General features: G+C 68.3%; 24 protein-coding genes. 12 read left to right on the forward strand and 12 right to left on the reverse strand.

All coding sequences use genetic code 11. The features are described 5' to 3' along the window. Positions 1-38: 38 nt before the first annotated feature. The 5 genes from HD599_RS11350 to HD599_RS11370 all read right to left on the reverse strand — a co-directional run bounded on the left by HD599_RS11350 (position 39) and on the right by HD599_RS11370 (position 5,517). Entirely contained in the window at positions 39-1,667 is a 1,629-nt protein-coding gene (locus tag HD599_RS11350) for a serine/threonine-protein kinase (RefSeq protein WP_184237561.1), read from the reverse strand. Then, positions 1,667-2,842, reverse strand: a complete 1,176-nt coding sequence (locus tag HD599_RS11355; protein WP_184237564.1) for an FHA domain-containing protein — start codon at positions 2,840-2,842, stop codon at positions 1,667-1,669. The genes HD599_RS11350 and HD599_RS11355 overlap by 1 nt, the downstream gene beginning before the upstream one ends. Further along, the gene (locus HD599_RS11360; protein ID WP_184237567.1) at positions 2,839-3,726 is read right to left on the reverse strand and encodes a PP2C family protein-serine/threonine phosphatase; all 888 of its coding nucleotides are present in this window, start codon (positions 3,724-3,726) and stop codon (positions 2,839-2,841) included. Before HD599_RS11360 ends, HD599_RS11355 begins: the two co-directional genes overlap by 4 nt. 122 nt (positions 3,727-3,848) lie before the next feature. Beyond that, entirely contained in the window at positions 3,849-4,496 is a 648-nt protein-coding gene (locus HD599_RS11365; RefSeq protein ID WP_184237570.1) for a GPP34 family phosphoprotein, read from the reverse strand. Beyond that, entirely contained in the window at positions 4,486-5,517 is a 1,032-nt protein-coding gene (locus tag HD599_RS11370; RefSeq protein WP_184237573.1) for a TerC family protein, read from the reverse strand. Before HD599_RS11370 ends, HD599_RS11365 begins: the two co-directional genes overlap by 11 nt. 351 nt (positions 5,518-5,868) lie before the next feature. On the opposite strand from HD599_RS11370, the gene HD599_RS11375 reads away from it, so the two are divergent. Continuing rightward, positions 5,869-6,153: a 2TM domain-containing protein gene (locus tag HD599_RS11375; RefSeq protein WP_184237576.1), complete on the forward strand. Its 285-nt coding sequence runs from the start codon at positions 5,869-5,871 to the stop codon at positions 6,151-6,153. A 17-nt stretch (positions 6,154-6,170) separates the two neighbouring features. Here HD599_RS11375 and HD599_RS11380 read toward each other — a convergent pair whose 3' ends face one another. Beyond that, positions 6,171-7,304 (reverse strand): ROK family transcriptional regulator, encoded by a 1,134-nt coding sequence (locus tag HD599_RS11380; RefSeq protein WP_184237579.1) that lies wholly within the window; start codon positions 7,302-7,304, stop codon positions 6,171-6,173. A gap of 128 nt (positions 7,305-7,432) precedes the next feature. Here HD599_RS11380 and HD599_RS11385 point away from each other — a divergent pair, with 128 nt between their 5' ends. The 6 genes from HD599_RS11385 (at position 7,433) to HD599_RS11410 (ending at position 15,383) form a co-directional block, all read left to right on the forward strand. Continuing rightward, the gene (locus HD599_RS11385) at positions 7,433-9,562 is read left to right on the forward strand and encodes an alpha-galactosidase (protein ID WP_184237581.1); all 2,130 of its coding nucleotides are present in this window, start codon (positions 7,433-7,435) and stop codon (positions 9,560-9,562) included. A 99-nt stretch (positions 9,563-9,661) separates the two neighbouring features. Next, positions 9,662-10,936 (forward strand): ABC transporter substrate-binding protein, encoded by a 1,275-nt coding sequence (locus HD599_RS11390; RefSeq protein ID WP_343062027.1) that lies wholly within the window; start codon positions 9,662-9,664, stop codon positions 10,934-10,936. Beyond that, positions 10,936-11,814: a carbohydrate ABC transporter permease gene (locus HD599_RS11395; protein ID WP_184240566.1), complete on the forward strand. Its 879-nt coding sequence runs from the start codon at positions 10,936-10,938 to the stop codon at positions 11,812-11,814. Before HD599_RS11390 ends, HD599_RS11395 begins: the two co-directional genes overlap by 1 nt. Continuing rightward, on the forward strand, positions 11,815-12,723 hold the full coding sequence (locus tag HD599_RS11400; protein ID WP_184237589.1) for a carbohydrate ABC transporter permease: 909 nt from the start codon (positions 11,815-11,817) through the stop codon (positions 12,721-12,723). Between the two features lie 90 nt (positions 12,724-12,813). After that, positions 12,814-13,653, forward strand: a complete 840-nt coding sequence (locus HD599_RS11405) for an SDR family NAD(P)-dependent oxidoreductase (protein WP_343062028.1) — start codon at positions 12,814-12,816, stop codon at positions 13,651-13,653. Next, positions 13,650-15,383 carry a D-apionate lactonase family protein gene (locus tag HD599_RS11410; protein WP_184237592.1) on the forward strand — a complete coding sequence of 578 codons (1,734 nt, stop codon included), beginning with the start codon at positions 13,650-13,652 and terminating at the stop codon, positions 15,381-15,383. The genes HD599_RS11405 and HD599_RS11410 overlap by 4 nt, the downstream gene beginning before the upstream one ends. On the opposite strand, the gene HD599_RS11415 is transcribed toward HD599_RS11410, so the two are convergent. Beyond that, a complete protein-coding gene (locus tag HD599_RS11415) occupies positions 15,380-16,738 on the reverse strand; it encodes a flavin monoamine oxidase family protein (RefSeq protein WP_184237595.1) in 1,359 nt (452 codons plus the stop codon). The two genes, HD599_RS11410 and HD599_RS11415, sit on opposite strands and share 4 nt — an antisense overlap. Before the next feature lie 195 nt (positions 16,739-16,933). Here HD599_RS11415 and aroD point away from each other — a divergent pair, with 195 nt between their 5' ends. After that, positions 16,934-17,710 carry a type I 3-dehydroquinate dehydratase gene (gene aroD, locus HD599_RS11420; protein WP_221420490.1) on the forward strand — a complete coding sequence of 259 codons (777 nt, stop codon included), beginning with the start codon at positions 16,934-16,936 and terminating at the stop codon, positions 17,708-17,710. 158 nt (positions 17,711-17,868) lie between these two features. Here aroD and HD599_RS11425 read toward each other — a convergent pair whose 3' ends face one another. Beyond that, positions 17,869-18,876 carry a diacylglycerol/lipid kinase family protein gene (locus HD599_RS11425; protein WP_184237598.1) on the reverse strand — a complete coding sequence of 336 codons (1,008 nt, stop codon included), beginning with the start codon at positions 18,874-18,876 and terminating at the stop codon, positions 17,869-17,871. A 276-nt stretch (positions 18,877-19,152) separates the two neighbouring features. Between HD599_RS11425 and HD599_RS11430 the strand changes: the two genes are divergently transcribed. Both HD599_RS11430 and HD599_RS11435 read left to right on the forward strand, forming a co-directional pair. Beyond that, positions 19,153-19,368, forward strand: coding sequence for a hypothetical protein (locus tag HD599_RS11430; protein ID WP_184237601.1), 216 nt, complete (start codon positions 19,153-19,155; stop codon positions 19,366-19,368). A 54-nt stretch (positions 19,369-19,422) separates the two neighbouring features. Continuing rightward, positions 19,423-20,241 (forward strand): DUF1206 domain-containing protein, encoded by an 819-nt coding sequence (locus HD599_RS11435; RefSeq protein WP_184237604.1) that lies wholly within the window; start codon positions 19,423-19,425, stop codon positions 20,239-20,241. An 11-nt stretch (positions 20,242-20,252) separates the two neighbouring features. Here the strand turns inward: HD599_RS11435 and HD599_RS11440 are convergent, their stop codons facing one another. Together HD599_RS11440 and HD599_RS11445 are read right to left on the reverse strand one after the other, a co-directional pair. Next, positions 20,253-20,702, reverse strand: a complete 450-nt coding sequence (locus HD599_RS11440; protein WP_343062030.1) for a MarR family winged helix-turn-helix transcriptional regulator — start codon at positions 20,700-20,702, stop codon at positions 20,253-20,255. 116 nt (positions 20,703-20,818) lie between these two features. Then, positions 20,819-21,349, reverse strand: coding sequence for a MarR family winged helix-turn-helix transcriptional regulator (locus tag HD599_RS11445; RefSeq protein WP_184237607.1), 531 nt, complete (start codon positions 21,347-21,349; stop codon positions 20,819-20,821). Between the two features lie 153 nt (positions 21,350-21,502). On the opposite strand from HD599_RS11445, the gene HD599_RS11450 reads away from it, so the two are divergent. Together HD599_RS11450 and HD599_RS11455 are read left to right on the forward strand one after the other, a co-directional pair. Further along, a complete protein-coding gene (locus tag HD599_RS11450) occupies positions 21,503-21,829 on the forward strand; it encodes a hypothetical protein (protein ID WP_184237609.1) in 327 nt (108 codons plus the stop codon). A 78-nt stretch (positions 21,830-21,907) separates the two neighbouring features. Next, positions 21,908-22,168 (forward strand): GlsB/YeaQ/YmgE family stress response membrane protein, encoded by a 261-nt coding sequence (locus HD599_RS11455; RefSeq protein ID WP_184237612.1) that lies wholly within the window; start codon positions 21,908-21,910, stop codon positions 22,166-22,168. A 93-nt stretch (positions 22,169-22,261) separates the two neighbouring features. Here HD599_RS11455 and HD599_RS11460 read toward each other — a convergent pair whose 3' ends face one another. Beyond that, positions 22,262-23,515, reverse strand: a complete 1,254-nt coding sequence (locus HD599_RS11460) for an arginine deiminase (protein WP_184237615.1) — start codon at positions 23,513-23,515, stop codon at positions 22,262-22,264. Between the two features lie 25 nt (positions 23,516-23,540). Next, positions 23,541-24,998: a basic amino acid/polyamine antiporter gene (locus HD599_RS11465; RefSeq protein WP_184237618.1), complete on the reverse strand. Its 1,458-nt coding sequence runs from the start codon at positions 24,996-24,998 to the stop codon at positions 23,541-23,543. Positions 24,999-25,170 lie beyond the last annotated feature (172 nt).

Below are 25,170 nucleotides of genomic sequence, written 5' to 3' on the forward strand. Positions count from 1 at the left end.
AGTGTTCGGGGAAGCAACGGTCTTCGGGCAGGCAACGGTCATTGGGGGAAGCACTCCTCGAGGGCGTTGGCCGATGCCTTGGTGCCGCGCTTGACACTCACCTCGAGGCACACGGAGTCGCCGGGTGTGTAGTCCTTGATGACGATCACGCCGTCGTCGATCGCGCGCGACGCCTCGTCGGGCCGGTCGTAGCGTCGCCAGACGAACTCGTCGCCGTCGAGCGGGTCGGGGTTGATCACCGTGACCGTGAGGGTGGTGTCCCCGGGCACGACGCTGCCGACCGTCGGCGTCGGGATCGTGTCGATCACGATGGCGTCGCCGCTGGCCCCGGGTGTCGGCCCGGCGGCGATGTCCTCGCCGTCTCCTCCGAGCAGGATGCCGGCCGTGACAGCCCCCGCGATGAGCACGGCCGCCGCGACGCCGCCCCAGACCAGCCACTTACCGCGACCGCGAGGAGGCGCTTCGGTGTCGGCGGCCGGTTCGACGGTCTCGGCCACGACGGGCGTGCGGCGCACGACCGTCGCCTCGTCCACCGGCTGCGCGGCGATGTTCTGCGGCGTGCGCACCACGGTCGAATCGCCGGCGGCCGCCGGTGCGTCGCTCCCTGGACGTGCGTCGAAAACGGGCGGCACGATCATCGGCGCGGCGGGCTGCGCGTCGATCGTCGCGACGGACCGGGCGCGCGTCGCGTCGGCGTCGTCCGCCTCGTCGCTGCGGTGCGGGGCCTCGATGAGCAGGTTCGGCACGTCGATCGCGGTGGGGCTGTAGCCGAGCTCGAGCTCCACGCGCTGCAGCGCCCGGGCGAAGTCGACGGCCGTGGCGAACCGGTCGTTGCGGTCGCTCGCCATGCCCTTCTGCAGCACGGCGACGAGCGACCGCGGAACGTCCTGGCGCGCCAACGGTGTGATCGCGCCGCGCTCGATGCGGCCGATGAGGTCGAGCGTGCCGTTCGATCGCCCGCGCACCTCGAAGGGCGTCTGCCCGGCGAGCACGGTGTAGATCGTGGCCGCGAGGGAGAACACGTCGCTGCGCACGTCGGGCTGCGGGTCGTCCTCGAACATCTCGGGCGGCGACCACGGCACCGACATCCCGACGGAGGCGCTCTCGGTGCCCCCGGTTCCGGTCGCCGCGTCGGAGAGCGCGCTGGCGAGGGTGCCGGTGTGCACGGGCAGTTCGTCGTCGAGGGCGCTCGAGATGCCGAAGTCGGTTAGGGCGGGCCAGCCGTAGTCGTTGCCGAGCACGTTCGCGGGCTTGATGTCGCGGTGCAGGATTCCGGCCGAGTGCGCGGTCGCGACCGCGCTCGACAGGCGCACGCCGGTGCGCAGCGCGTCGGCGACCTGGAAGGTCTCCTGCTTGTAGCGCTCGGCGAGGCTCGGGCCCGAGCAGTACTCCATCACGAAGTACGGACGGTCGTCCGACGCGACGTCGGCGTGATAGATCGTGACGATGTACGGGTGCGCCGACAGCTGGGCCATCAGGTTGGCCTCGGCGACGAACGCGGCGCGGTTGGCACCGACGAGTTCCTCGGTCAGCAGCACCTTGACGGCGACGCGGCGGCGCGGCAGTTCCTGCTCGTAGAGGAAGACGTCAGAGAAGCCGCCCGATCCGAGCAGCCGCACAAAGGTGTATCCGGGCAGCTCGGGAGGCTGCGACGCGCTCCGTCTCATCAGTCCCCATCCGCTGTCGCGGTCTCTTCGACCGCGAATGTCACTCCGCCGCCCAGATCGACGATGGTTCCGACAATAACCGAGGTCGGCTCACCGGCGCGCAATTTCTGCGGTTCTTTCCCGGGCATCGCGATGGTCGTACCGTTGCGCGAGTGTAGGTCGGTGACCACGACGGTGCCGCCCTCGAGCGCGAACCGTACGTGGGTCCGGGAGATGTCCTGGTCGGTGCCGCCGACGGTGAGCAGGCGCGGCATCTTGCCGCCGGGAACCTGGCTGACGCTCGGCGAGCGCCCGACCAGGATCGGCTGCGTGAGCGGTTCGCGCACGCCGGTCGAGAGCACGAGCGTCACGGCCGGTGCCTGAGGTGCCACGGGGGTGGCGGCGGGAGTGCCCGCGCCGCGCCGCCCGCGCAGCTTGGCGATGTCGGAGGTGAGAACGGTGTGCCCGTCGTGGTCGCCGGCGAGCCCGACGTCGTCGCTCTCGGGCTCGGGCGCTGCGGCGGGGACCGCGCGGAACAGCGTGTCGCCGGTCAGCGTGTCGTCGAGCTCGACGACCGGCGCATCGGTCACGGTCGCCTCGACGTCGACCGCGAGCTCCTGCATGGGGTCGGGGTCGGGTGTCGTGACGGTTGTTACGACGGGGGTGGTCGGGGGTTCGGGCGCTTCGACGGGCTCAGCGACCGGGGCCGACGCAAGCACGGGCGCTTCCACGGGCTCAGCGACCTCAGCGCCCAGCGCCACCCCGCTCACCCACGCCGCACCGGCACCGAGCGGCAGCCCGAAGCCGAGCGCCGACGTCGCTCCCCCGACCACCACGCGGGCGGAGGTGACGCCCTCGATGCCGCGCTCGATCCAGGTGGAGACTCCGGCGCCGCTGATCGTCTCCTCGCCGGAACGGTGGGCGACGACGACGGTCGCCTCCCCTCGCACGATCACGCGAACCGCGTCGCCGTCGCGGTCGAGCACGGCGAACGGCGGCGTCGCCGACAGGCCGCCGCTCGTGAGCAGATCGAGCACGCGCTGCAGTCCGTCGGTGCCGCCGATGACCTCGTCGGCCGCGACGAGGAAGCTCTGGTCCGGCGAACCGCCGACGAGGAGCACGCGCGCGTCGGCGACGACGGCGATCCACCCCCCGGCCGATGCCGGTTCGTAGGTCAGGCTCAACGCGGAAGTCATACTCGCGGTCTCGTTTCTTCCAGCTGGTTGGCCATGGACGACCGGTCGACGGTGTCCTCGCCGATGGGCGCCGGGTCTGGTCCGATCACGTCCGATTCCACCACAACCACCGTCACGTTGTCAGATCCGCCGGCCGCGACCGCGGCGTTCACCAGCCGTTCGGCGAGCGTGATCGGCAGTCCGTCCGACTCGCGCAGCTCCTGGGCGTTGTGGAAAACGACGATGCGCGCGATCTCGTCGTCGCCGAGCTCCTTCGTGAGTCCGTCGGAGCAGAGCAGGAAGGTCTGGTGCCCCTTCGCCGGCAGCAGCCAGACGTCGGCCTCGACCTCGTCGTCGGCTCCGAGGGCGCGCGTGACGATGTTGCGGTCGGGGTGGCGCTCGGCCTCGCGCTTGGTGATGTGACCGAGGTCGACGAGTTCCTGCACGGCGGAGTGGTCGACGCTCATCTGCGAGAGCGACCGGCCGTCCCAGCTGTAGGTGCGGGAGTCGCCGATGTTGAACGCCATCCAGTGGTAGTTGTCCTCGGCGCCGACGTCGACGAAGGCGAGTCCGGTGAGGGTCGTGCCACTGATCGCGCCGAAGTCGGCCTCCGCGGTGAGGTCGAGCACGGCGTCGTTGGCGGCCCGGATCGTGTCGAGCACGCGCTGCGGTGCCGCGGGCACGTCGGTCGGGAACGCAGCACCGAACGCGGCGACCGCCGCCTGGCTGGCCTTGTCGCCGAAGGAGTGTCCGCCCATGCCGTCGGCCACGACGAACATCGGTACCGAGGCGAGGTAGCTGTCCTCGTTGAGCTTGCGCACCGCCCCACGGTCGGAGTGCGCGGTGAACCGGAACTGCACGGTGACATCGGCCAGCTCCACGTCACGCCGTACGTCGATAGACATTCCCACCCAGCTTTCGCAGCCCATCCGCGCCGAGCGGCTTGCACCCCACGCTAGCAAGGGCGCACCCGGGGGCACGCCACCGGGCATGGGCAGAACTACCCATGGCCCGCTCCGCCGCGGCCCTAGGCCGAGACGGAAACCTCGCCGAGACGCGTGATCACGAGGGAGCTCCCCCGCGGGCCGGCCACCCGGTCTGCCACGAAAGCGAGCCGGTCGGCCACCGCCTCGCGTTCGTCGCGCTCTTTCACCGAGTACACATTGCGCCACACTTTGCCCGCCCAGAGGATCGCCGCGATGGTCCACGACGTGTCGGGTTCGCCGAGCTCGTCGGCAGAACCGAGAACCACAGAATCGAGAGACCCCCGGATGCCGCGGAGCGCCGTCACTCCGTCGGGCAGCAGCGCCGCCGACGGTTTGGTCTCGGCGACCACGAACCCGAGAGCGACCAGCCGCGCGACCACCGGCGCGGAGGTGCCGAGGTTGCCGAGCGCCCAGGTGATGCCGCGCGGCTTGCGCTGCGCGGCGAGCACCGCGACGGCCTCGGGCGCGACGGTGGAGCCGGCCTCGACCACGAGGGTCTCGGGCTTTCCGCGGCGTGCGGTCGCGACATCCACCGTCTCTGAATCGAGCAGTTCGACCAGGGTCGCGGCGGCGAGGGCCTGCGACTCGGAGCCGTTGACCTTGCCGTTGCGCAGCAGTTCGCCGCCGACGGGCTCGTAGTGCAGCACCAGGTAGAGCTGCTCGGCGAGCGAGAGGGGGCTAGTGGGCATCCGTGTCGTGCTTCTCGCTCGGGCCCGGTGCGACCGCCGGCGCCTTGGCGGCGTCGCGGCGGATTTTGATGAGGCTGGCACCGGTGGCGACGGCCATCGAGGCGAGGATCACGATGAGGGAGGTGAAGGTGTCGATCTCGGGCGCCCACTCGACGTGCTCGCCGCCGTTGATGAACGGCAGCTCGTTCTCGTGCAGGGCGTGGAAGAACAGCTTCACGCCGATGAAGGCGAGGATGAAGGCGATGCCGTACTTGAGGTAGACGAGGCGGTCGATGAGGTCGCCGAGCAGGAAGTACAGCTGGCGCAGACCCATCAGCGCGAAGATGTTGGCCGCGAAGACGATGAACGGGCTCTGCGTGATGCCGAAGATCGCGGGGATCGAGTCGAGGGCGAACACGATGTCGGTGGTTCCGATCGCGATGAAGACGATGAGGATCGGCGTGAAGATCTTCTTACCGTCGACGACCGTGCGGATCTTGGCGCCGTCGAAGTGGTCGGTGATCGCGATGCGCTTGCGCAGGAAGCCGATGAGCTTGTTCTCGGTCTCCTCTTCCTCGTCGTGGTTCGTGAAGGCCTGGTTGAAGGCCGTGTAGACGAGGAACAGGCCGAACAGGTAGAAGACGGCGCTGAACTGCTCGATGACGACGGCGCCGAGCATGATGAAGATTCCCCGGAAGATCAGCGCGAGGATGATCCCGACCATCAGCACTTCCTGCTGGTACTTCCTCGGTACCGAGAACCTCGCCATGATGATGACGAAGACGAAGAGGTTGTCGATCGAGAGGCTGTACTCGGTGAGCCAGCCGGCGACGAACTGCCCGGCGTGCTCGGCACCGCCCACGAAGTACATGACCACTGCGAACACCAGCGCGAGCCCGACGTAGAAGGTCACCCAGAGCGCCGATTCCTTCGTCGTCGGGATGTGCGGACGGCGGTACGCGAGCACGAGGTCGGCGATGATGATCGCGATGAGCACGGCGTACGAGGTGATCTCGAACGCGAGAGGAAGTTCAACGTCCATAAGGGCGGGATCCGTTTCGGAAAAAGTATGTGGGCAGGAGGAAACCCGAAAGTCTCTCCCGCGTCATAGGGCACCCGGGTCTCGCGGTGTCCGATAGCGCCACCGCGACCGGAGCCGCGGCGGTGGGGCTCGTGTTGACGATCACAGCGAGGTGGGATACTCCCCTTCGCAGAGCCTTACGATACAGGACTCCCAGCGTGCTCCACAGACAATCTGCGTCCGGTCGAAATCCCGACCAACCCGCATCCCCGCAGCCCGTCGACGCGTAGCCGGCATCCACCGGTCGGTGGAGCCGCGTCATCCGTCGACAGCATCTTGTCGCCGTCGCCCGGGGGCGAGCACACTGTGCGCATGACGAACGACGACCTGCGCCAGCTGGCCAAGCGCCGGCTCAGAGCGAAGCGCGATTTCTGGACCTTCATCGGCATCTGGGCTGCGGTCACGGTGCTGCTCGTCGCGATCTGGTTCTTCAGTTCGGGCGGCGACATCCGCGTGTACTTCTGGCCGATCTGGCCGTTCCTCGGCATGGGGATCGCCGCGGTCTTCATCGGGCTCGACGCCTACGGGCCGAGCAGCCGGCAGATCACCGAGCAGGACATCGACAACGAGGTGCGCAGGATGACCAAGGGCCCGTAACTCGCCAGGGGCCGCAACTAGACGAACGACGCCTGGATCGCGACCGCGGCGGCACCCCGCGCCCATGCCGAGAAGCCCGCGCGGTCGACGATGATGCGCACGGGGGTGGCCTCGGGGTCGCGGTCGGCCCGCAGCGTCGCCACGACGAGGTCGAGCTTGGCGTCGGCGAGCGCGATCCCCTCGCCCGACAGCACGACGGTCTCGACCATTGCCAGATTGGCGGATGCCGCGATCAGACGTCCCAGCGCACGGGCCGCGGCGTCCACGACCGCGGTGGCCACCGGATCCCCGGCGATGGCGAGGTCGAGCAGTTCGTCGTACCCCACGTCGCGGCCGAGGCCGCCGCGCGCGCTCGCGCACATGCTCGGGATCGACAGCATCGCGGTCGAGCACCCGCGGTGGCCCTCGAAGCAGAGCGGTCCCGTGGGGTCGAGCGGGAAGTGCCCGCCCAGGCCGAGTCCGGTGTCGCTCGTGACGACGGGGTGGCCGTGGATGACGAGGCCGTAGCCCACACCGGCGCCGATCGTGACGACCGCGAAGTTGTCGATCCCCTTGGCCTCGCCGAACCACTGCTCGGCGGCGGTGAGGGCGGTGACGTCGTTCTCCACGATCACGGGCACGCCGAGGGCGTCGCCCACCAGCGTTCCGAGGTCGACGCCTCGCCAGCCGAGGAACGGCGCACGGTCGGCCACGCTCGAACGGACGACCTTGCCGCCGAGGGTCACGCCGACGGAGGTGATCCCGTCGACTCCCCCGAGATCGGCGACGAGGTCGGCGATGGCGGCGATTACCCGCTCGGGAGTGTGGCGGTCCTCACCGTCGAGATCGACCACGGCCGAGGCCAGCGGGGTGGCGCGCAGGTCGGTGGCGACACCGAAGACCTGGTCGGCGGTGATCTTCACACCGATGAACCGCTGCGAGTCGACAAGCACGTCGAGGGGTCTGGCCGGGCGGCCGAGTGCCCCGTCGTTGCTTCCGGGGGCATCGACGAATAGTCCGCGGTCGATGAAGGGCTTGCTCAACCGGGTGAGGCTGGCCGGCGAGAGGCCGAGCCGTTGGCCGAGTTCGGCGCGCGAGATCGGTCCGTGGATCAGCACCTCACGCGCGAGCTGGCGTGCCGGACCGGCGACAGACGCCGTCTCGATCGTCATTTTCGCTCCCTCGCACCCGCAATATTTTCATTATGGACTAAATATCAGCGATCAGCGCGGTGCTGCGCCCCTTGTCCGACGAATATCCCCCTCTTGACAGTCTCTTTTTTTCGTCGTAAAAATAAGCCATGCAAAGAAGCGCGAGTGCCATTCACCTCCGGAACGGGGGCACCAGTGTCCTCCTCGACCTCGATACGGCGGGCACGCCCGCCGTCGTCTACTGGGGTGAGGACCTCGGCGAACTGGACTCCGACGAGATGACGGCGGTCGCGACAGCGTCGATCCCCCAGCGCGTCTCGGGTGGACTCGACATCCCCGCCCGGCTCACCGTGCTCCCTCAGGAGGCATTCGGCTGGCAGGGCACCCCGGGACTCACCGGCAGCCGCGAGGGGCGGTCTTTCTCCCCCGCCATCACCGCCGTGCAGCTCGACCACACGGCGACCGGTCTCCACCTCGAGGCCGCGGACGAGGAGGCGGGGCTCGCCCTGCGCCTCGACCTCGAGGTCGACGCCGCCGGACTGCTGCGCCAGACACTCACGCTGACCAACACGGGCGACGACGTGTACGAGCTCGGCGACCTCTGCGTCACGTTCCCTCTTCCGTCGACCGCGACCGAGATCCTGGACACTACGGGGCGCCACCTCCGCGAGCGCACGCCGCAGCGGCACGCATTCACCACCGGTCGGCACCAGCGCGAGAGCCGCAAGGGACGCCCCGGCGCCGACGCCACGCTGCTGCTGACCGCGGGCACCCCCGGATTCGGCTTCGAGCGCGGCCTCGTGCACGCGGTCCACCTCGCCTGGAGCGGCAACCACCGGCTCGCCGCGGAGCGCCTCGTCACCGGCGCGAGCGGGCTGCAGGCGGGCGAGCTGCTCGGCCACGGCGAGATCCGGCTCGCTCCGGGCGAGAGCTACACGACCCCTGCCGCGATCGGGTCCTGGGGCCACGGGCTCAACGAGCTCTCCGCCCGCTTCCACCGCTCGCTGAGGGCACGCGAATCACACCCGTCGAGCGACAGGCCCGTGACCCTCAATACCTGGGAGGCCGTGTACTTCGACCACGACCTCGGGCGTCTCACGGCATTGGCGGATGCCGCGGCCGGCGTCGGCGTCGAACGCTTCGTGCTCGACGACGGCTGGTTCCGCGGCCGACGCGACGACACCGCCGGTCTCGGCGACTGGTACGTCGACGCCGACGTCTGGCCACACGGTCTCACGCCCCTAGTCGACCACGTGGCGTCGCTCGGCATGCAGTTCGGGCTGTGGGTGGAACCGGAGATGGTGAACCCCGACTCCGACCTCGCGCGCGCCCACCCCGACTGGATCCTCCAGGCCGGCGGGCGGCTGCCCGTCGAGGGCCGGCAGCAGCAGGTGCTCGACCTCTCCAACCCGGGGGCGTACGCCTACCTGCTCGAACGGCTGAACGCGCTGCTCGACGAATACCCGATCGGCTACCTCAAGTGGGACCACAATCGCGAACTCACCGACGCCGGCAGCACGGTCACGGGCCGTCCCGCCGTGCACGAATCGACGACCGCTCTCTACCGCCTGCTCGACGAGCTGCGTGCCGGGCACCCGGGGCTCGAAATCGAGAGTTGCGCGTCCGGCGGAGCACGCGTCGACCTCGGCATCCTCGACCACACCGACCGTATCTGGACGAGCGACTGCATCGACCCGCTCGAGCGCCTCGAGAACCAGCGCTACACCGGACTTCTCGTGCCCTACGAACTGATGGGCGCCCACATCGGCGGGCCGCGGTCGCACGCCACCGGGCGTAGGCACGACCTCGCCTTCCGCGCCGGCGTCGCCCTGTTCGGCCACTTCGGCATCGAGTGGGACATCAGCGGGCTCGACGCCGCCGAGGCAGACGAGCTCGCCGCCTGGGTCGCCTTCCACAAGACCAACCGCCCGCTCTTCCACACCGGTACCGCTGTCTCGGTCGACCTGCCGGACGACTCGATGGACCTGCGCGGCGTCGTCGCCGCCGACCGGTCGCGGGCGCTGTTCGTCTTCGCACAGACCCGAGCGAGCGCGTCGTACCCCGCCGGCCCGATCACCTTCGCGGGCCTCGACGACGAGACGCGCTACTCCGTCCGTCTCTCCGCGAGCCCCGACACCGGAGCGACATCCGGCCAGTCGCCCTTGCTCTGGACTCAGCTTCCCCTCGTCCTCACCGGCCGGGCACTCCGCACCGTCGGAGTGCAGGCGCCGGTCCTCGTCCCAGAAAGACTCGCCGTCATCGACATCACCGCCGTCTGACCCACGGCACCCCCGAGCGCAAGGAGGCGCACAATGCACGACCGAACCAGTTCCAGTCCCAGTTCCCGAGAACCACGGCCGGTGCGGCGCCGATGGCGCGTGTCCGTCGGTCTCGTCGCCGTGGCCGCCACCGCTGTCGCACTGTCGGGTTGTGCTCCGCAGGACGACGGCGTCGTCACGCTCAACTTCTTCCAGTTCAAGCCGGAGGCGGTGGGCAACTTCACCGATATCGTGGCCGACTTCGAGGCGGCCAACCCCGACATCCGGGTCGTGCAGAACTCGGTGCCCGACCCGGACACCGCGATCCGCACGTTGCTCGTCAAGAACAAGGTGCCCGACGTGCTCACTCTCAACGTCAACGGCAACTACGGCGAACTCGCGCGCGCGTGCATTTTCGCCGATCTGGCCGACGAGCCGGTGGTCGACACCGTGAACCCCGCTGTTCAGCAGATCGTGCAGGACCTCGGTACCTGCACCGCCGACGGCGGCTCCGACGGCGACGAGATCAACGCCCTGCCGTTCGCCAGCAACGCCTCGGGGATCCTATACAACCCCGAGATCTTCGCGGCCAACGACGTCGAGGTGCCCACCACCTGGGACGAGCTCATCGCGGCCGCCGAGACGTTCCAAGCGAACGGGGTCGATCCCTTCTACTGCACCATGAAGGACGCCTGGACTGCCGGACCGGCGTTCGTGAACCTCGGCGGCACCCTCGCCCCCGAGGGCTTCTTCGACGACCTGCGGGCGGAGGGTTCCGACCTCGACAAAGTCTCGTTCTCGAAGGACTTCGACGAGTCGATGGCGAAGGAGGTCGAGCTCTTCTCCTACTGCCAGGACGACTTTGCGAGCCGCGATTACAACGCGGGTAATAAGGCGTTCGCCGAGGGCGCTTCTGCCATGTACCTGCAAGGCTCGTACGCGATCCCGGCGATCCGGGCCAACAACGCCGAGGCGCCGATCGGGTCGTTCCCCTACCCGGTGACCGACGACGCCGACGACCGCGTGGTGGTCTCGGGTGTCGACGTGGGCATCATGATCGGGCGCGACACCCCGCACGCGGCCGAGGCGCAGCGCTTCGTCGACTATCTGATGTCGCCCGACGTCGTGCAGGCCTACACCGAGGCGCAGAGCACCTTCTCGCCGTTGAAGAACGCCGAACCGAACGCCGACACCGCCCTCGCCGGGCTCGAGCCGTACTTCAGCGACGGCAAGATCATCGGCTTCATCGACCACCAGATCCCCGCGTCGATCCCGCTCGTCAACCTCCTGCAGTCGATGGTCATCTCCGGCGACTCCGAGGAGTTCCTCCGCGACCTCGACTCCGAGTGGAGCAAGGTCGCCGCCCGTACCGCTACGCAAAGACAGGGCAAGTGATGACTACCAGAAGCTTTACCCGCACCCCGCGCACCTTCTACTGGATGGTCATGCCGGCCGTCGTGATCTTCTTCGGCCTGCACACCATCCCCGTGCTCTCGGGTATGTTCTTCAGCCTCACCAACTACGCCGGCTACGGCACGTGGGACTTCGTGGGCATCTCGAACTACATCAACCTGTTCCAGGACAGCCGCGTGCTCAGTTCGTACACCTTCACCTTCGGGTTCGCGATCGTCTCCACGATCCTCGTGAACGTGGTGGCACTGGCCATCGCGCTCGGCCTCAACGCGAAGATCAAGTTCAAGACCGCGTTCCGCGGGGTGTTCTTCATCCCCTACGTGCTCTCGATCCTCATCATCGGCTACGTGTTCAACTACCTGTTCGCGAACTCGTTCCCGGCGATCTTCACCTCGCTCGGGCTCGACGGCCTCTCGGGCAACATCCTCTCCGACCCGAACTTCGCCTGGGTCGGCATCGTGATCGTGACCGTGTGGCAGGCGGCGGCGTTCAACATCATCCTGTACATCGCGGGCCTGCAGACCATCCCGGCCGAGGTCTACGAGGCGGCGGGAATCGACGGCGCGAGTTCGTGGCGTCAGTTCCGCTCCATCACGTTCCCACTCATAGGCGCGTACTTCACCATCAACATGGTGCTGTCGTTCAAGTCGTTCCTGCAGGTCTTCGACCAGATCGTCGCGTTGACGGCCGGTGGACCCGGAACATCGACCGAGTCGATCGCCATGGTCATCTACCGGGGCGGTTTCCAGGGCGGCGAGTACGGCTACCAGATGGCCAACGCCGTCATCTATCTGCTCGTCATCATCCTCGTGTCATTCGTCCAGCTGCGGTTCCTGCAGCGCAAGGAGGCGTCGATCTAAATGTCCGCAACACTCGAGAACAACGAAGCTCTCACCACGACTGCCCGGGTGGCAGGCGACCGACCGCGTCGGCGCCGCCGTCTCGACGGCGGCAACGGCGGCATCAACGGGTGGCTCACGGCGCTCATCGCCGTCTGCGCGCTCACCGTGCTGATCCCGCTCTACTTCACCGTGGTCACGGCACTGAAGACACCGGACCAGCTCGGCGGCACCGGGTTCGAACTGCCCACGAGCATCCGTTGGGAGAACTTCGCCGACGCGTACCAGCTGACCAACTTCCCGCGGGCGCTGCTGAACACGGCGATCATCACGGTCGGCGCGGTCGTGCTCACCCTGCTCACTAACTCGCTCGTGGCCTACGCGATCGCACGCAACATGCACAAGAGATTCTTCAAGGGGCTGTACTTCTACTTCCTCGCGGCGATCTTCGTGCCGTTCCCGATCATCATGCTGCCGGTCGTCAAGGAGACCGCGCTGCTCGGAATCGACACCCCGGTCGGCCTCATCCTGCTGTACACGGTCTACGGGCTGTCGTTCAACATTTTCATCTTCGTGGCCTACATCAATTCGATCCCGGTCGAATTGGAAGAGGCGGCAAGAATGGATGGCGCATCGACGTGGGGTGTCTTCCGCAAGGTGATCTTCCCCCTGCTCGCGCCGATGAACGCGACGGTCGGAATCCTCACCTGCGTCTGGGCGTGGAACGACTTTCTGCTGCCGCTCGTCGTGCTCTCCGATCCGTCGGCGCAGACGCTGCCGCTCGCGCAGTTCATCTTCCAAGGCCAGTTCAACACCAACTACACGGTCGCGTTCGCGTCATACCTGATGGCGCTCGCTCCCCTGCTCGTGGTCTACGTGGTTGCGCAGCGCTGGGTCGTCAGCGGGGTGATGCGCGGGTCGGTGAAGTAGCCTGCGGAACAGGGTTGCGGCCGACTATACAACCGGTCAACCGGTTGTATAGTCGGCTGTGAACCGCCCACCAATTCAAAGAGGAATTCCGTGACCGATCACCCCGTTTCCGTCCCGTCTACGCCGTCGTCCGCGTCCGTTCCCGGGTCAGTGACCACGCCCGCGCCCGTGCCTGACTCCGGCCGCCTCGCCGGCAAGACGGCCCTGGTCACCGGCGCCGCCGCCGGAATCGGCCGGGGAGTCGCCGCCCGCTTCGCCGCGGAGGGTGCGCGGGTCGTTTTCTCGGACCGTGACGGAGCCGGTGCCGAAGCGGCCGCGGCCGAGAGCGAGAACTCCCGCGGCATCGCGCTCGACATCTCCGACGAGGCGAGCGTCAGCGGCGCGTTCACGGATCTCGCCGCGAGCGGCTGGACGCCCGACGTCGTCGTCGCGAACGCCGGCGTGCAACTGTTCGGCCACGATGCGAAGGTCGCCGACCTCGACCTCGACGTCTGGCGCCGCACGATCGACATCAACCTCACCGGCACGTTCCTCACCGTCAAGCACGCGGTGCGCGCCATGCTCGCCGCGGGCGGCGGGTCGATCATCCTCACCGGAAGCCCCACCGGCCTGAACGGAGAGGGCGCCGACTTCACCGCCTACAGCTCGTCGAAGGCCGGCATCCACGGTCTCGCCCGCACGGTCGCCGCGGCATACGCGGGCGAGAACATCCGCGTCAACACGGTGGTGCCCGCCTACACCGAGACCCCTCTCGTCTCCGCGATCACCTCCGACCCCGAGGCACGGGCCGCGATCATCGGCCGCATCCCGCTCGGCCGCGCCGGCTCCCCCGCCGACATCGAGGGCATCATGGTCTACCTCGCCAGCGACGACGGCGCCTTCGCCACGGGCGCGCTCTTCGCCGTCGACGGCGGCATGACCACGCTGTGACCTCGCACGCGATCTCGGACGCCGCCTGGGGCGAGGTCACGCCCGAACCCCTGGTCTGGTCGAGCGGCCCGTGGTCGCTCGAGTTGCGCGCGGACGAGATCGCCGACGTGCGCTTCGACGGCACCGTCGTGCTGCGCTCGGTGCGTGCCGTGGTGCGGGACCGCGACTGGGGCACGGCCCCGGCGGCGGTGACGGGCGTGGACGCGTCGGCGTCGGAGCTCGTCGTGCGCCTGAAGCACGTCGGCCTCGGCGCAGACTTCGACGGGGAGCTCCGTGTCGCCGCGGCATCCCGAAGCTCTTTTACGACGTTGGATGTCGCGTTCTCGACGACCGCGAACGCCGACTTCTGGCGCAACCGCATCGGCCTCGTCGTGCTGCACCCGCCCGCCGTGGCGGGCACCCCGCTCGTCGTCGAGCACTCGGACGGCACCGCGGACGAGACCCGCTTCCCGCTGTCGGTCAGCCCGCACCAGCCGGCGTTCGACATCGCGGCGCTTCACTGGATGGGCGACGGCGTCGAGTCGTCGCTCGTGTTCCGCGGCGACGTGTTCGAGATGGAGGACCAGCGCAACTGGACAGACGCCTCGTTCAAGACGTACAGCACGCCGCTGGCGCTGCCGTTCCCGGTGCTCGTGCCGAGCGGCACCGTGGTGGAGCAGTCGATCTCGCTGCGGGGCGCTCGTGTGGCGGCCGCTCCCGTCTCCCCCGTCGCCGAGCCCGTCACGCTCGTCGAAACGGGTCTCACCGTGCCCGAGTTCGCGGTCGGCGCGTCGACGGCGCCCGGTTCCGTTCCCGACGGTCTGGCGCTCCCGGCGACGCTGCTCGTCGAGGTCGACGCGTCCGCCTCGAACGCGTCGGCGGTGCTCGACCGGGCACGGGCGGAGGCGGACGGACGCCCCCTCGACGTCCGGGTCATCGCCGCCTCGTCGGACGAACTCGACCGGGTGCTCGACCTGCTCGCCGGCGTCCCGGTGCGCCGTCTCGGCGTCTACACGCCGGGCATCCACATGAGCGAACCGTCCCTGTGGAACGCGCTGGTCGCCGGTGCCCGCACCCGCGGCCTCGCGGCGGACCTCGTCGGCGGGACGCGCGCGCACTTCGCCGAACTCAACCGGCGTCACGGCGCGCTGCCCGACCTGCCGGCACTGACCGTCAGCATCACGCCGCAGATGCACGCGACCGAGACCGCCCAACTCGTCGAGTCGATCGCGATGCAGGCCGTGGTCGCCCGGGATGCCCTGCGCATCGCCGACGGACTCCCGGTGCACGTCGGACCGGTCACTCTGCGCGCGCGGTTCAACGCTGTCGCGACCACGCCTGCCGCGCCCGATACCCGGACCGACATCGAGGCCGGATACGGCGCCGAGTTCGTCCCCTTTGCGACCGACGACCGGCAATCCTCGTCCGCCCTCGTGGCCTGGACCGTCGCGAGTGCCGCGGCGCTCTGCGCGGAGGGTGTCGCGAGCATCGCCTACTTCGAGTCGTGGGGACACCGCGGCGTGCACGGCTTCCCGGTCGCGACGGCGATCGGCTGGCTGGACGGGCTGTCGGGCGCGGCCTTGCTCGCGGCATCCGCCCCTCTGCCCTCGGGTGTCTGGATGCTCGCCGGCCGCACCGCCGACGGAACCGTCGCTCTCGTCGCGAACCTGAATCCGGCGGCGGTCGTCGTGACGGTCGACGGCGTGACGGTCGAGATCGCGCCGTTGTCGGCGAGGCGGTTGGCGCTCTAGTCCTGCAGTTCGCCGGCGATGCGGGTCGCGGTCTCGTGCCCGATGCGGATGGCGCCGTCGACGTGCTGGTATCCCTCGGCGGCGAGGTCGCTGCTGGCGAAGCTGATCGGGCCGACGGGCTCGCGCAGCACGGCGCCGAACCGGGCGAGACCGCCGAGGTCGAAGCTCGCGGCGTAGGCGCCGCCGGTCCACTCCTCCGACACCCAGTCGCTCTCGAAGTAGACGACGGGGTCCTCGGCCTCGGGACCGTAGTAGGTCGCGAGCGAGGCGAGGATGCGTTCGCGGCGCTCGGCTGCGGGGAGGGCGAGCATGGCATCCGCGGTCTCGGATGCCACGAAGCCGACGAGGGTTCCGGTTGCTTCGCCGTGTCCGGAGTTGTCGTAGGCCTCGTGCACGATCTGGAACGGGCTGAACGCCGTGCCCGACAGCCCGGCGGCGCGCCAGAACGGGGTCGCGTACACGGCGTGCACCTTGATGACGAGGCCGAGCGAGATGTGCTGGTGCGCCTGCTGGCGCGAGGCGGGCAGCGCGGGTTCGTAGGCGATACGGCCGTAGAGGTTCGGCGGCACCGCGACGACGACGCGGCGCGCGTGCACCTCGAGGCCGTCGGTCGTGACTGTCACATCCGAGTCGGTCCAGCGGATGCGACGGGCCGGCTGCCCGAGGTACACCCGGTCGCCGAGCCGGTCGGCCAGGGCGAGCGGCACACGCTGGAGGCCGCCGACGACGCGCTTGTCGAGGATGTAGTCGGCGTCGACGAGGTGCTGGAACCCTCCGGCGCTCGCGGCCATCAGCAGCGCCTGCAGAACCGAGAACGCGTGCGCGGGTTTGGTGATCATGGCCTCGGCGATGAACAGGGCGACATTCGCCCGGGCTTCGGCGTCGGCGGACTGCTCCTCGAGCCAGGCCTGGAACGACTGGGCGTCGAGGGCCGCGGCTCGCGGGTGTTCCCACGGCGCGGCGGGGTCGACCTCGTCGGTGAGGGCGGACAGCAGGGCGATGAGCCGTTCGATCTCGTTCTGCGTCTCGACCGCGGTCGGGAAGAGGTCGCCGGTGAAGCGCACCGCCGAGCCCGCGGCATCCACATAGACGCTGTCGCCGTCGCGGTATCGCTCGAAGGTCTCGAGGCCGAGTTCGTCGAGTGTGGCGATCAGTCCGGCCTGGTCGGGCGAGACCCACTGGCCGCCGAGTTCGAGCACGGCTCCCTCGACGGTCTCTGTGCGCAGGCGGCCGCCGACGCGGTCGCGCGCTTCGACGACGATGGTCGATAGGCCGGCCTTCTCCAGGTCGGTCGCGATCGTGAGGCCCGTGGCGCCGGCCCCGATGACCACGACGTCGCAGTGCAGTTGTCTCATGATTCCCCCGTGCCGTTCGTCGGCAGTCGATCGCGCCGTGTCGTGTTCTTTGACGCGTCTCGTGTTGTGCCGTGTCTCGATTTTGCCAGCGACGGCTGCGCTCGTGCCGACACCCCGCCGGGGCGCGGTACCGTGAGGATGTCGCATGCGCGACTCATTCCTCCCCTATATCTCTCCTCGACCGGAAGGCACCGCGTGGCAGACTCACCGCGACCGCTCGCAGCCGTCGCCCTGCGTGACGTCGTCCTGGGCGAGGGTGTGCCGAAGATCTGCGTGCCGATTATGGGGCCGGATGTCGCGGCACTCCGCAGCGCGACGCTGGCGTTACCCGTGGCCGACCTCGATCTCGTCGAGCTGCGCGCCGATTACCTCGACGATCTCGGCGATGCTCCGGCCGCGATCGACGCCGTGCGTTCGGCGCTGCCCGCCGATGTTCCGCTGCTCTTCACGTTCCGCACCCTCGCCGAGGGCGGGGAACGCGAGCTGCCCGTCGCCGACTACGAGTCGCTGCTGCTGCGCGCGATCGAGAGCGGACTGGTCGACGCCGTGGACGTGGAACAGTTCACGCCCCGCGACTCGCTCGAGCACATCGTCGCCGCCGCGCACACTGCCGGGGTGCCGGTCGTGATGTCGTCGCACGACTTCGACGCCACGCCCGAGCGCGACGAGATCGTCGACCGGCTTCGCGCGCAGCAGGACCTCGGCGCCGATGTCGTGAAGATCGCCGTTATGCCCCACAGGGCGCGCGACGTGCTGATGCTGCTCGATGCGACCGAGGAATTCCGCTCGAACCACGCGCGGGTGCCGGCCATCACGATGGCCATGGGTTCGCTCGGTGTGGTGTCCAGGCTCGCCGGCGAGACGTTCGGCTCCTGCCTCACGTTCGGATCCGCCGGTGCTGCCAGCGCTCCCGGCCAGGTCGAAGTCGGTCAGTTGCGCGCCATTCTGGCGCTGGTGCACGGCTCGGAGTAGTCCAGTTGATCGATCGCGCGTACCCGTTCTGGAACCGGTTCCGTTAGAAGAGCATGTCGTCGCCTTCGTCGGCGACCGGGGTGTCCCAATTCTTCGGGGTCTCGTCTGCCGCGGTTGCCTTCTTTGCCGCTTTGAGGAAGCCGGGTGCGAGGCGGGGGTTACTCCGCCGGCACCCGTACCGAAAGCCCGCCGGGCTCCAGCCAGGTCTTAAAGGCCACGGCCTCGCCGAAACCGTCGCCGTCGAGCTCGATCTCCTCGGGCTTCGTCAGCCGCAGGGTCAGCGAGGTTCCGGTCGTGTACTTGAGGGCGTCGACGTCGCGCGTCGGCAGCTTGCGGCCGGCCTTGGTGCGGGCGAGGACGCCGTTTTCCCAGAACACCTTGCCGAAGATCTGGATCCAACCGAAAACGCTCTTCGGGTTGAGCACCAACACGTCGAAAACCCCGTCGTCTACGGCGGCATCCGGCATCAGCAGAATGTTCGCGGGAAGCGACCCGCAGTTCCCGATCATGATCGAGTGCGCGCTCACCGACCGTTCGCGGTGCTGGTCGAGCTTGTACCGGAAGTGCAGGCGGTTCTTGTCCTTGAACACCAGCACGATGGCCTTCACGTAGGCGAGCCAGCCGGCCTTCGCCTTGAGGTCGTCGTCGGTGTTGGCGATCATCTTGGCGTCGATGCCGAGACCGGCCATCACGAGGTAGCTGTGCTCGTCGACCGACTTGTCGCTGCGTTCGATCTTGATGCGGGCGATGTCGATGTCGCGATCGGTGCCGGTGAAGGCCGACGCGATCGAGTGATCCATGTCGTTGAGGGTGAGCTTGAGGTTGCGGGCGAGCAGGTTGCCCGTGCCCGAGGGCAGCAGGGCGAGTGTCACGTCGGAACCACGCAGCGCCTCGGCTACGGCGCGCACGGTGCCGTCGCCGCCGGCCACGATGATCATCGTGGCGCCAGCGGCGATCGCCTCGGCGGTCGGTCCCTGTCCGGGGTCTTCGGCCGACGTCTCGAAGAACAGCGTCTCGGGCCAGCCCGCGGCGGCTTCCTCGCGCTGCACCGCCGCCTTGATCGCGTCGATGTCGACCTTGATGGGGTTGTAGACGACAGCGGCTTGGCCGACCTGCGGCGGCGTGGGTTCGGGAGAGCTGGTGGTCGCGTTCTCTGTGGCGGTCATGCTGCCTCCTCGTTGGGTCGGTGCAGCCAGATTAGTCGGCGAGCAGGGCGGAGATGTCGATCGCCTCGGTGACGGGCAGCTCGAGGGTGTCGTAGGGGGCGGAGGGTGCGGTCGTTTCGTTCATCGGCGTCGCTTTCGGGTGCGCAGGAGGGGTCGAATAGGCCGTTCAGCTTATTACTAGACAGACTAATGATAAGTTTGGTGAACGGTCAATTCGGCCCGGGCCTTGACAGCGCGGGTCGCAGACGCCATCGCTACAGACAAAGGAGCTCGCCCATGGGAACCCTCGACAACATCAAGGACGCCGCGGAAGCAACCGGTAAGAAGATCGCCCGCACCGCGGAGGACATCGCCGACACAGTCTCCGACAAGGCCGACGAAGTGAAGGCCGACGCCGCCGTCAAGAAAAGCGAGGCCGAGGTCAAGAAGGCCGAGTCCGACCGTGACGCCACCGCGAAGAAGAACGAGTACAAGGAGTCGCTGCGCGACTAGCCGGAGTCGCCGGCGCTCGGCATCGGGCGCCGGCATCCGTCATACTCTCCAACCATGACCGACAATATCGAGGATGCCGCGGCCGCAGTCCGCGGCGGCGCCGACACACTCCACCGCAACCCCGTTTTGCGGGCCCTCGCCCGCGGCGGATACGCCGTCAACGGCCTGATCCACCTGCTCATCGGAGCGATCGCGATCTCCGTGGCATTCGGTGCCGACGGGGAGGCCGACCAGGGCGGCGCCCTCGCCGAGATCGCGCGCCACCCGTTCGGGTTCGTGGTGCTCTGGATCCTCGTCGTCGGCCTCGCCGCCCTCGGCCTGTTCCAACTGGTCGAGGCCGCGGTCATCCGCGGCACCGACAAAGACGACTGGGCAGACCGCGGCAAAGAAGCGGCGAAGGGCGTGGCGTATCTGGCCATCGGCGGATCGGCAGCGACCTACGCTCTGGGAGGCTCGAGCGACAGCAGTGCGCAGTCGCAAGACCTGAGCGCCACCCTGCTCGGCACGCCGGGAGGGATCGTCCTGCTGGTGATCGTCGGCCTTGTCGCGGCGGCGGTCGGCGTCTACTTCGTCGTCAAGGGCGCGCGCAAGAAGTTCCTCGAAGACCTGTCGCTGCCGGGCCGCACCTGGCGCCGCATCGCGACGGTCCTCGGCGTCGGCGGGTACGTCGCCAAGGGAATCGCCATCTTCGTCGTCGGCGTTCTGTTCCTGATCGCCGCGGCGACCACCGATCCCAGTAGCGCCACCGGACTCGACGGCGCACTCAAGTCGCTCGCCGCGCTTCCCGCCGGCGTCGTCGTGCTGAACCTGGTCGGTGTCGGGCTCATCGCCTACGGCGTGTACTGCTTCGTGCGGGCGCGGTTCCGGGCGTAGAGGTCCGGACGCTAGGACGAGACGGATTCGCGGTCGACGTCGTCGACCGCGGCCGTCATCGCCGCCAGGAATGTCGTGACGAGCTCTGCATCCACGTCGCTCAGCGCACGCGAGGCATCGATCATTCGCCGGTGCATCGCACCGAGCGTCTGGCGCACTTCCTCGTCGGAGCCGGGAGTGGCCGTGATCATGTTGCTGCGACGGTTGGTCGGGTGCGGCGTGCGCTGCACGTGCCCGCTCTTGGTGAGCCGGTCCAGCAAAGCGGTCACCGAGGCCGACGTCATACCGAGATGGTCGGCGAGGTCTCGCCCGGAAACGGTCCGGCCGACACCCTGCGCCTTGAGCAGGAATCGCAGGGCCTGCAGGTCGTTGGATCCCATTCGCATCGAATCGCCGGTGCGGCGACGCATCGCCTCCTCGGCGGAACGGTATTCGAGAAGGGTGACGATCAACTCCGCCACATGGGGTTGGGTGAGGCCGTCTAGTCCGGTACCCTCCGGTTGTCGCGGGTCTTCATTCACCGTTAAAACGTAACTTGTTCACCGTGGGGCGAAAAATCGCCCCCGAGACCTTGCGCTTACGGCTGCGTAGCCTTATCGGAAGATACGTGTGCATCGATCTCGTCGACAGCCGCGCGCATGCCCCGGAGGAAGTCGATGACGACCTGTGCCTGCTCGGGGGTGAGCGACGATGCGACCTCCACCATGCGTTCCGGCACGTCGCCGAGTGCGGCGCGTATTTCTTCGTCGGTGGTTGCCGTCGGCACGAGAATCAGGGCCCGGCGGTCGAACGGGCTGTTCTCGCGGCGGATCTCGCCGCTGCGCTCCAGTCGGTCGAGCAGGACAGTGGTCGACGCGCTCGAAATTCCGAGGTAACTGGTGAGTTCTTTGGGGCCGATCGAGCGCCCGGCCTGCTGGGCCATGATCACATAGCGCAGCGCGAGGAGGTCGTTCTCCCCCATACCCATGGATACCTGGGTCCGCCGTCGCATCGCGGATTCCGCTGCACGGTACGTGCGCATTGCTTCTAAAACGGCGACACTTCGCTCGCGTTCAGCGTCGTCGGAGTACCAGTAATGCGTTGCCGCTTCCTGTTCCGAATTTGCCATTCGTCAAGACTAGTTCATCTAACAAGTTGTTGCGAGCCCGAAACTCCCAGCAATTACCTGCCCCGGGATCACGTATTTGCGGATTCTTTTGGTTCATGTAAGTTATTACTAGACAAGCGAACTAATAGTTCAACTAACGAACAGGGGATCGAGATGACCATCGTGCAGACACGCGGCACCGAGGCCGCATCGACCGAGATCTCGTGGTCGAGCCCCGATCTCAACCTCTGGGTCGCGACCGTCAACGGCGACTACGCGGGAATGATCGAGTTCACCGACGGTCACTTCGTCGTGAACGACCACACCGGCGAGATCATCGCAACGACCAGCAGCATCCCGGCCGCGCAGTCCGAGCTGGCCGTTCACGCTGAGGCCCGCGTTGCCGCCAACCCGGTCGCCGAGCTCATCTCCCACATCGCACCCCGCCTCGCCCGCACGCCGCGTACGTCGTACGCCCGCGGCAACGCCAAGTGCGCCTGAACCTCACCTGACAAGCGCGGTCATCACCCGCCGACCACGTCCACCCCATCAGCACCACAGACACGAAAGTAGAAACTCATGGGCTTCTTCGGATTTCTCCTCCTAGGACTCATCGCCGGCGCCATCGCGAAGCTGATCCTGCCGGGTCGCCAGGGCGGCGGCTGGATCATCACCCTGGTGCTCGGCGTCATCGGAGCCCTGCTCGGCGGATTCATCGGTAGCGCCGTCTTCGGCGTCGGCCTCGAAGAGTTCTTCGACCTCTCTACCTGGGCACTCGCCATCGGCGGCGCGCTCATCGTCCTCGTCATCTACGGCGCACTCACCGGCCGCAAGCGCTAACCCGAGCCTCACCCGCACACACCTCCTCCAGAGGAAAGGCACCGCGTCTTCGGACGCGGTGCCTTTTGCATGCCCGGTCGGGCCTGCGTGCCGTCAATAGTCGACTGCGTCCCGGATGATGGGACAGGTCATGCAGTGCCCGCCACCCCGGCCCCGTCCCAGCTCGGCACCCACGATCGGGATGACCTCGACACCGGCATCCCGAAGCAACTGGTTCGTCTGCGTGTTGCGGTCGTAGGTGTAGACGACGCCCGGGCGCAGGGCGACCGCGTTGTTCCCGGAGTCCCACTGTTGGCGCTCCGACGCGTAGGCGTCGCCCGCCGTCGCGACGACGTGCAGCTTCGGCAGGCCGAGCGAGCGCGCGACCACGTCGACGAACGAGGCGTCGTCGCCCTCGTCGGTGACGTCGACGCCACGCCCCGTGTCGGTCGGCCGCAGCGTGAACGCGTGCACACCGTCCATGATGTTCGGGAACAGTGTCACGATGTCACGGTCGGCGAAGGTGAACACGGTGTCGAGGTGCATCGCCGCGCGCAGCTTCGGCATACCGGCGACGATCACCTGCTCTGCCGCCTCCCGCGCGAACAGCGCCGCCGCGACCTGCGTGATCGCCTGCCGCGAGGTGCGCTCGCTCATGCCCATGAGCACCACGCCGTTGCCCACGGGCATGATGTCGCCGCCCTCGAACGTGGCCTGCCCCCAGTCGCGCTCGGGGTCGCCCCACCAGACCGTCGAGCCGACGAAGTCGGGATGGAACTCGTACACCGCCTTCATCAGCAGCGTCTCGTCGTGCCGCGCGGGCCAGTAGAGCGGGTTCAACGTCACTCCCCCGTACAGCCAACAGGTGGTGTCTCGTGTGTAGAGGGTGTTGGGCAGCGGTGGGAGCAGGTACTCGCGCACCCCGGTCGACTCGCGGGCGAGCGCGACGTAGCCCGCGCGAAAATCTCCGGGCAGGTCGGATGTCGCGAGCCCGCCGATCAGGAACTCCGCGAGTTCCCGCGGCGGGAGGCTCTCGAGGAACGCGCGCGTGCCGTCGACGAGCCCGAGCCCGACCTCGTTCGGGGTGATCGTGCGGTCGAGGAGCCAGTCCTGGGCGCCGGGGACGGCGAGGGTCTCGGCGAGCAGATCGTGTAATTCGACCACCTCGACGTCGTGCGACCGCAGGTCGGACACGAAGTCGGCGTGGTCGCGCTGGGCGTTCTCGACCCAGAGCACATCGTCGAAGAGCAGGTCGTCGGCGTTGGTCGGGGTCAGCCGGCGGTGGGCGAGCCCGGGAGCGCAGACGAGGACCTTGCGTAGCTGGCCCACTTCGGAGTGGACGCCGTAGGTGACGGATGGCGCGGCCATGGGGTGTGTCCTTTCGAGAGGTGGTTCAGATCGAGATCGCGCCCGTCGCGAGCCCGACGAGTCCGGCGAGTGCGCCGACCACGACGAGGGCGAAGACGATCCAGCCCGGCGTCGTGAAGACGCGGCCGTTCTGCTCGCGACGGGCGAAGGCGTAGAGCAGGGTGCCCGGCGCGAGCAGGATGCAGGCGAAGAGCAGGAAGACCGGTCCGGCGGCCCAGATGAGGAAGAGCGTGTAGACGACGGCGATCGCGGCGACGACGAGCTCCCGCGTGCGGATGCGCCCGGGCAGACCCGCATACCCGTCGCGCGTGACCGCGATCTTCAGCGCGTACCCCGCGGCGAGCGCGAACGGGATGAGCGAGAGGGCCGCGGTGAGGTCGAGCATAAAGTCGAGGGCGCCGCTGGCGAACAGCACGACCACGAGCAGCAGCTGGATGAACAGCGTGGAGAGCAGCAGCGCGTTGCTCGGCACGCCCTTCGCCGTCGACTTCGCGAGAAAAGCCGGCAGGTCGCGGTCTTTCGCCGCGGCGAACAGCACCTCGGCCGCCATCAGGCTCCAGGCCAGGAAGGCGCCGAGCACCGAGACGATCAGCCCGGCGCTGATGAACCACGCGCCCCACGGTCCGACCGCCGCCTCGAGCACGCTGCCGACCGACGGCTGCCGCAGCGTAGCGAGCTCTGCCTTGGGAAGGATGCCGTAAGAGATGATCGACACCGTTCCGAACAGGGCCAGCACGGAGAGGAAGCCGAGAACCGTCGCCCGGCCGACATCCTCGCGTTTTCTGGCATACCGCGAGTAGACGCTCGCCCCCTCGATACCGAGGAACACGAACACCGTGACGAGCATCGTGCCCTGCACCTGGTCGAACAGGCTGTCCCCGCCGACCTCGTCGTAGCCGCCGGTGATGTTCTCGACGAAGACGTCGGGTTTGAGAGCGACGATCGCGACCACCACGAACACCAGCAGCGGGATCATCTTCGCGGCCGTGACGACCGCGTTGATGCCGGCGGCCTCCTTCACCCCGCGCATGATCAGCAGGTAGAAACCCCAGATGCCGGCGGACGACACGGCCACGGCCAGCAGGGTGTCGCCGTCGCCGAAGGCCGGAACGAGCGGTTTGAGGGTGGACGTGATGAGCACCCAGTAGAAGGTGTTGCCGGCGCACGAACTGGCCCAGTAGCCGAACGCGGAGAGAAAGCCCGGGTAGACGCCGAAACCGGTCTTCGCGTAGACGTACACCCCGTTGTCGAGCTGGGGTTTGCGCACCGCGAGACTCTGGAAGACGAAGCCGAGCATCAGCATGCCCGCTCCCGCGACGACCCAGGCGATGACCGCGCCGAGCACACCGGTCTGGCTCGCGAACCGCTGCGGCAGGGTGAAGACGCCGGCGCCGACCATCGACCCGACGACCATCGCGGTGAGGGCGGCGACGCTGAGTGTGTCTGACGGAGTATCGGTTGCCGCGGTGTCGCGCTGGCTCATGAGCGCTCCTTTCGGACGCTCCGATGCTGGCATCACCGTCGTGGGATGGCGGTCACCTTGATCGGGTGAACCCGCCGCGTCGGTGGCGACGCGCAGCTGGGGTAACGCTCGCACGGTTAGCGCCTCCGTTCGGAGGGGCTTTCCTCGCCCGCCGTGACTCGCTAGACCGTAC

The organism is Conyzicola lurida, assembly GCF_014204935.1.
GTDB lineage: Bacteria > Actinomycetota > Actinomycetes > Actinomycetales > Microbacteriaceae > Conyzicola > Conyzicola lurida.